General features: G+C 73.4%; 5 protein-coding genes. 2 read left to right on the top strand and 3 right to left on the bottom strand.

Going from position 1 to position 5,869, the window contains the following annotated elements; genetic code table 11:
• Positions 1–129: 129 nt before the first annotated feature.
• Positions 130–573: an SPW repeat protein gene (locus ACWDR0_RS34320; RefSeq protein WP_456355753.1), complete on the bottom strand. Its 444-nt coding sequence runs from the start codon at positions 571–573 to the stop codon at positions 130–132.
• A 334-nt stretch (positions 574–907) separates the two neighbouring features.
• Here ACWDR0_RS34320 and ACWDR0_RS34315 point away from each other — a divergent pair, with 334 nt between their 5' ends.
• Positions 908–1,600 carry a hypothetical protein gene (locus ACWDR0_RS34315; protein ID WP_456355752.1) on the top strand — a complete coding sequence of 231 codons (693 nt, stop codon included), beginning with the start codon at positions 908–910 and terminating at the stop codon, positions 1,598–1,600.
• 66 nt (positions 1,601–1,666) lie between these two features.
• On the opposite strand, the gene ACWDR0_RS34310 is transcribed toward ACWDR0_RS34315, so the two are convergent.
• Positions 1,667–2,884, bottom strand: a complete 1,218-nt coding sequence (locus ACWDR0_RS34310) for an MFS transporter (protein ID WP_456355751.1) — start codon at positions 2,882–2,884, stop codon at positions 1,667–1,669.
• A 230-nt stretch (positions 2,885–3,114) separates the two neighbouring features.
• Here ACWDR0_RS34310 and ACWDR0_RS34305 point away from each other — a divergent pair, with 230 nt between their 5' ends.
• Positions 3,115–5,247: an ATP-binding protein gene (locus ACWDR0_RS34305; RefSeq protein ID WP_456355750.1), complete on the top strand. Its 2,133-nt coding sequence runs from the start codon at positions 3,115–3,117 to the stop codon at positions 5,245–5,247.
• Positions 5,248–5,293: 46 nt separating this feature from the next.
• Here ACWDR0_RS34305 and ACWDR0_RS34300 read toward each other — a convergent pair.
• Positions 5,294–5,869, bottom strand: a 576-nt coding sequence (locus tag ACWDR0_RS34300) for a LysR substrate-binding domain-containing protein (protein ID WP_456355749.1), incomplete at its 5' end; no start/stop codon positions are given.

Genomic DNA, 5,869 nt, shown 5'->3' with positions numbered 1-5,869 from the left:
ACGGAGTCGATCGCCGGGGACTGGGCGTTCGAGGCGGTCCCGTTCCTGGGGTCTGCGCTTCGTCTGGATGACTGCCGCCGGGGCCGCGAGGAAGGGAAGCCGTACGGACTCAGGGACGGCCGTACGGTTTCAGGTGCGGCCCGCCCGGTCGCTGCGCATCGCCGCCGCCGTGCACGCCAGCCCGAGCAGGAAGGTGAGGCCGCCGAGGACGGCGTTGGTCCAGATGACCCCCGCGTCGGGGTTGCTGCCCACGATCCACGGGGCGATGACCATCCAGGCGCCCATGACGCACATGGCCCAGCTCAGGCCGTACATCCGCTGGGGCATGACGGTGAATCCGAGCGCGAGCACGACGATCGCGACACCCATGATGAGGTTGTGCGTCGCGAGCGCGGGCTGACTGCCGGAGAAGTGGACGATCCACGGGGAGACCGCGCACGCCAGACCGACCAGGAAGACCGGTCCGTCCACGAGCGCCACATCGCGCCCGCCGAGCACGCGGGCATAGCGGTCCCGCATTTCCGAGATATCGGGATGACCCGCCAGATCTTCCCTGTGTGAGACGTCGGCCATACGACTCGCCTCCTTCGACATGGTCTGCGCGTCGGACCGAACTGCGCGACTCCTTCGCCGCGCACTTCCATTTTGCCCTTATCTGCCCCTTATGCACAGCGAAACGGGGGAGCGAATTCCGGCGGCGGTTTCCCGCTGCGGACCGGGGCGAGTCACTCGGATTCACCCGGACGCCCCACCCCGGTGGTGCTCTTGGGCGCGGACGAGTCCGCAGGTCACAGGGGACCAGGCGGGAGCGGTTCGCCCATTCGGCGGAGCAGTGTGCGATTGCGCTGCGTGAACGCCGTTCACACGGTGAGTGCGAGAGACCGTCCCATCTCCGGAAGGAACCCGTATGCGTCTCGCACCGGTGACGCGCGCACTCGTCCCCCCGGCGCTGTGCGCCGCGTTCGTCCTCACGGCGGTCGGCCCCGCGGCCGCCGCCTCCCCCTCGTGGTCCCCGCCACCCGCGGCCGCGGTCCCGGCGGAGCCCGGCGCGCCGCCGCCGGCCGGACCGGTACGGGCCGCGGTGGCCGCGGCGCTGGCCGATGCCCGCGACGGAAGGCTGAGCCCGTCGGAGGCGGCCGCGCACCGGGCCGGTGTCGCCGCGGCGCTCGACCGGGTGCGGGAGGAGAGCGGCGGCGCGGCAGAAGCGCCCGCCACCCGGGCCGGCGCGGTGGACGATCTGGTGGCCGCCGTACAGACGGCGGTCAATCAACTGGTGGCCGCGGCGACGGCGGGCGTGACGGCCGTCGTTGCGGCGCTGACGCAGCTCGTGACCTCGCTGGTCGACGCCCTCACCGCCCTGCTGGCGGGAATCACCGTCCCCGCCGTGCCGCCGGTGACGATTCCCCCGGTGACCGTGCCGCCGGTGACGATCCCGCCCGTCACCGTCCCGCCCGTCACGATCCCTCCGGTGACCGTGCCGCCGGTGACCGTGCCGCCGGTGACCGTGCCGCCGGTCACCGTCCCCGCCGTCCCGGTGGTGACCGTTCCCCCGGTGACGATCCCGCCGATCACGATTCCGCCGATCCCCGCGGTGTCCTGACCGACGGGCCTTCCGCCCCGCGGCCGGACGGCGGCGGGGCGGGGACGGCCGCCCGCCGGGCCGTGCTCAGCGCCGGCCGGACGGACGTGCGGCCGGGGCCTCGCCGGGTACCGCGCCCGCAACCACCCGGCCGGGCGCGGCGGCCCTCGGCTCCAGTCGGCGGGCGACCACCGAGAGAACCAGCGCGGAACCGGCGAGCGCGGCACCCACCCATGCGGGTGCGGTATAGCCGTAACCGGCGGCGATGACCAGTCCGCCGAGCCAGGCCGCAAGCGCGTTGCCCAGGTTGAAGGCGCCGATGTTCACCGCGGACGCGAGCGTCGGCGCGGCCGCGGCCCGGTCGAGCACCCGCTTCTGGAGCGGGGGTACGGTCGCGAAGCCCAGGGCCCCGACCAGGGTCACCGCCACCGCGGCGGCGGCCCGGTGGTGGGCGGCGAGCGGCAGGAGCGCGAGGACCACCGCAAGTCCGCCCAGGGAACCGTGGAGGAGCGGCATCAGCGCACGGTCCGCGAGCCGTCCGCCGAGCAGATTGCCGATCACCATGCCGACCCCGAAGAGGACGAGCAGCCAGGTGACGGACGCCTCGGCATAGCCGGTGACCTCCGTCGCCAGCGGCGCGATGTAGGTGATCGCGGCGAAGACCCCGCCGAAGCCGAGGACCGTCATGGCCATGGCCAGCAGCACCTGGATCTCGCGGAAGGCGGCGAGTTCGTCGCGGAGCCGTACGCCTTCGGGACGGGGCGCGTCGGGCACCAGCCGCACCACACCGAACAGTCCCGCCAGGCCGATGACGGCGATCAGCGCGAAGGTGAGCCGCCAGCTCACGTGCTGCCCGACAAGGGTGCCGAGGGGGACTCCGGCCACATTGGCGACCGTCAGTCCGGTGAACATCAGCGCGATCGCGCCGGCCCGCCGGCCGGGCGCCACCAGGTCCGCCGCGACGACGGAGCCGATCCCGAAGAACGCGCCGTGGGCGAGCGACGCCAGCACCCGCCCGGCGAGCATCAGCTCGAACGAGGGGGCGAGCGCCGAGAGCGCGTTGCCGAGCACGAACAGGGCCATCAGCAGGGCCAGCATGCGTTTGCGGGAGATCCGCGCGCCGAGGGCGGTCATCAGCGGGGCCCCCGCGACGACACCGAGGGCGTAGCCCGTGACGAGCCAGCCGGCGACCGGGATCGAGACGCCGTAGCCGGCGGCGACCTCGGGCAGCAGACCCATGATCACGAACTCGGTCGTGCCGATCCCGAAGGCGCCGACGGCCAGGGCGAGCAGGGCGATGGGCACGGAGGACCTCCAACTATTGCCTTCGCATCTTGTCCGCGTAGACAATATTTGCATACGCGCTCTACTTGCAAGCGCGCGCTTCCACTGTTCGCCTGTTACCGCGGGTTCGGCCGGAATTCCGCCGTGCCCCGGCCGCCGGGCGGCGATTTCCCGCCGCTTTCGGCGTTCCTCCGCGATTCACCGTTTCCGTGGCTGGGCCAAGGGGGTCGAAGGTGCGCAACAATGGGCCCGTGTTGGGCAACCTTCCCGAGGAATCGACCAGTTTCGTCGGACGGAACTGGGAACTGTTCCGGCTGGACCGGGCGTTGAGGAAGCACCGCATCGTCACCCTCGTCGGACCCGGCGGCGTCGGAAAGACACGGCTGGCGCTGCGCGCAGCGCATCAGGTCGCCGAAGGCTTCTCCGACGGAGTCGCCTGGGCCGAGCTGTCACCGCTGTACGGCGACCGGCTGCTGCTGGCCAGCGTCTCCGACGCCTGTGATCTGGCGGACCACACCCCCCGGATGCCGGTCGACGCCCTGTGCGAGTGGCTGGGCCGGAAGCGGCTGCTGCTCGTCCTCGACTCCTGCGAGCATCTGGTGGACCCGGTGCGGGTCCTGATCGGGGATCTGCTGACCGCGGTCCCCGGGCTGACCGTGCTGGCCACCAGCCGCCAGCCGCTCGGCCTGGAGGACGAACGGCTGATCGACCTCGAACCCCTGCCCACCGACGGGCCGGACGCGCTGGAGCTCTTCACCCAGCGGGTCGTGGCCGCGGGTGGCTCCGTACCCGCCGAGACCGAACCGCCCGCCCCGCGGCCGGCCCCCGAGGACTCCGTCCCGGACACCCTGCCCGAAGCCGTCCCCGTCCCCTGGTCGGGTGATGCCGCGCAGGCCGCGCGGTGGATCTGCCGGCGGCTCGACGGCATTCCGCTCGCCCTGGAACTGGCCGCGGCGCATGCCGGGCGGACCAGTGTGGCCGAGGTGGCCGAGCGGCTGATCACCCGCTTCGACGTCCTGGAGGCGGAGGAGGGGCTCGCGGTCCGTCCGGAACGGCACCGCACGATGCGTACCACGATCGGGTGGAGTCACGAGCTGTGCGCCCCGGTCGAACGTCTGCTCTGGGCCCGGCTGACGGTCTTCCGGGGCGACTTCGACGAGACGTCCGCGCTGGCCGTGTGCGCGGGCGGCCCGCTGGACTCCGCGACCATGGGCCCGCTGCTGGAGCGGCTGGTCAGCATGTCCGTGCTCCGGGTCGTGAAGTCGCCGGACGGCGACGGCATCCGCTACCGGATGCTGGACACCATCCGGGAGTACGGGGAGCTGTGGCTCCGCGCCCTGGAGGAGGACACCGTCCTCGCGCAGCGGCACGCCGAGTACTTCTTACGGTTCGCCCTGCGCGCCGACCGCGAATGGCTGGGGCCCGAGCAGGCCCGCTGGTACCGGCGGATCAGCGCCGCGTACAACGAACTGTGCGCGGCACTGGAGCACTTCCTGAGCCACTCCCCCGAGCGCGCGCTGCGGCTGGCGGGGCTGGTCGGCTTCTTCTGGAGCTGCTGCGGACATCTCCACGAGGCCCGGGACTACCTCCAGCAGACCCTGGACGCCCATCCGCGGCCCGGGCCCGACCGCACCCGCGGACTCTGGGCGCTCGGTGTCACGGTCACCCTCCAGGGCGATTACGAGTCCGCCAAGCGGGTGAGCCGTGAATGCACCGCGTCGGCGGCGGACGACACGGAGACCGAGGGCATCCTCGCGGCGGCCTATCTCGCCGGGCTGATCGACCTGCTGACGGGAAGCCCGCTGGACGCCGAGGCCACCGCCGTACAGACGCTGCGGGCCGCGGGAGGCGACCCCTTCGACTCCGCGGCCCGGCTCCGCTGCTCCCTGGTCGAGGTCTTCGCCCTGACCGGCCTGGGGCGCTTCGACGACGCCCGGGAACTCGCGCTGAACCTGCGGGCGGGGTGCGTGGAGCGGGGCGAGTCCTGGACCCGCGCCTACCTGGACTACCAGCTCAGCCTGATCGCCCTCTTCCGGGGCGATGCGCTGGACGCCGCGGCGCATGCCCGCGCCATGCTGGAGGGCAAGCACGGCATAGGGGACAACTTCGGTATCGCGCTCGGCCTGGACGCGCTGGCCGCGGCCATCTCCGCGGCGGGCGACGGGGAGCGGGTCGGCCAGGTGTACGGCACCGGGCAGGCGTTCTGGAGCACGGTCGGGCATCCGCAGCGGGGCACTCCGGAGCTGCGGGAGGTCCGGGAAGCGTGCGAGCGGGTCGCGCGGGAGGGCGTCGGGGACGCCGTCTACGAGCGGGCCTATCAGGAAGGCGCCTCCTACGGTCTGGACGCGGGGCTGAAGGCGGCCCTCGGCCCGCCGGCGCGCTGAACCACCCGTCCCGTCCGGCCCCGCTCCCCCGCCGGGGGGCGGGGCATCAGCTCCGGTCGAGACCGGCGGCGGCGGTGCCGAGGGCGTCGAGCACCGGGCTGATCAGCGGATGCTCCTCGGCGCCCCGGCGGACCGCGGCGAAGACCCGGCGGGTCGCGGCGGGACCGGAGACCGGCCGTACGACGGTGCCCCGGAGGTCGGTGCCGCGCAGGGCCGAGCGGGGGACCAGGGCAACGCCCGCGGCCGCGGCGGCGAGGGCGACATTGGCGCGGAAGTCGTCGGAGGTATGGACCAGCCGGGGGGTGAAGCCGGCACGCTCGCAGGCGCCCATCACCATGTCGTGGCAGGGGTTGCCGGGGTAGGGGCCGATCCAGTCGCTGTCGGCGAGCGCGGCCAGTTCGATACGGTCCCGGGCGGCCAGGGGGTGCCCTTCGGGCAGGACCGCGTCGAAGGGTTCGGCGTGCAGGGGGACCCGGGAGAGCCGTGGGTCGTCGGCGCCGGGCGCGCCCCGGTACTCGACGGCGACCGCGATATCGGCCTCGCCGTCGAGAACGAGCGGCAGACTCTGGTCGCCTTCGGCGTCGCGGACGCGGACCGCGACACCGGGGCGGCGGACGGCGAG

The sequence above is a fragment of the Streptomyces sp. NPDC003691 genome, from assembly GCF_053981115.1.
Note: the sequence above shows the minus strand (reverse complement) of the source record. Positions and strands in the feature narration are given on the sequence as shown.

What these genes read in the sequence shown, in the direction of transcription:
- ACWDR0_RS34320 (WP_456355753.1), bottom strand. Translation starts at nt 573, where the DNA reads ATGGCCGACGTCTCACACAGGGAAGATCTGGCGGGTCATCCCGATATC.
- ACWDR0_RS34315 (WP_456355752.1), top strand. Translation starts at nt 908, where the DNA reads ATGCGTCTCGCACCGGTGACGCGCGCACTCGTCCCCCCGGCGCTGTGC.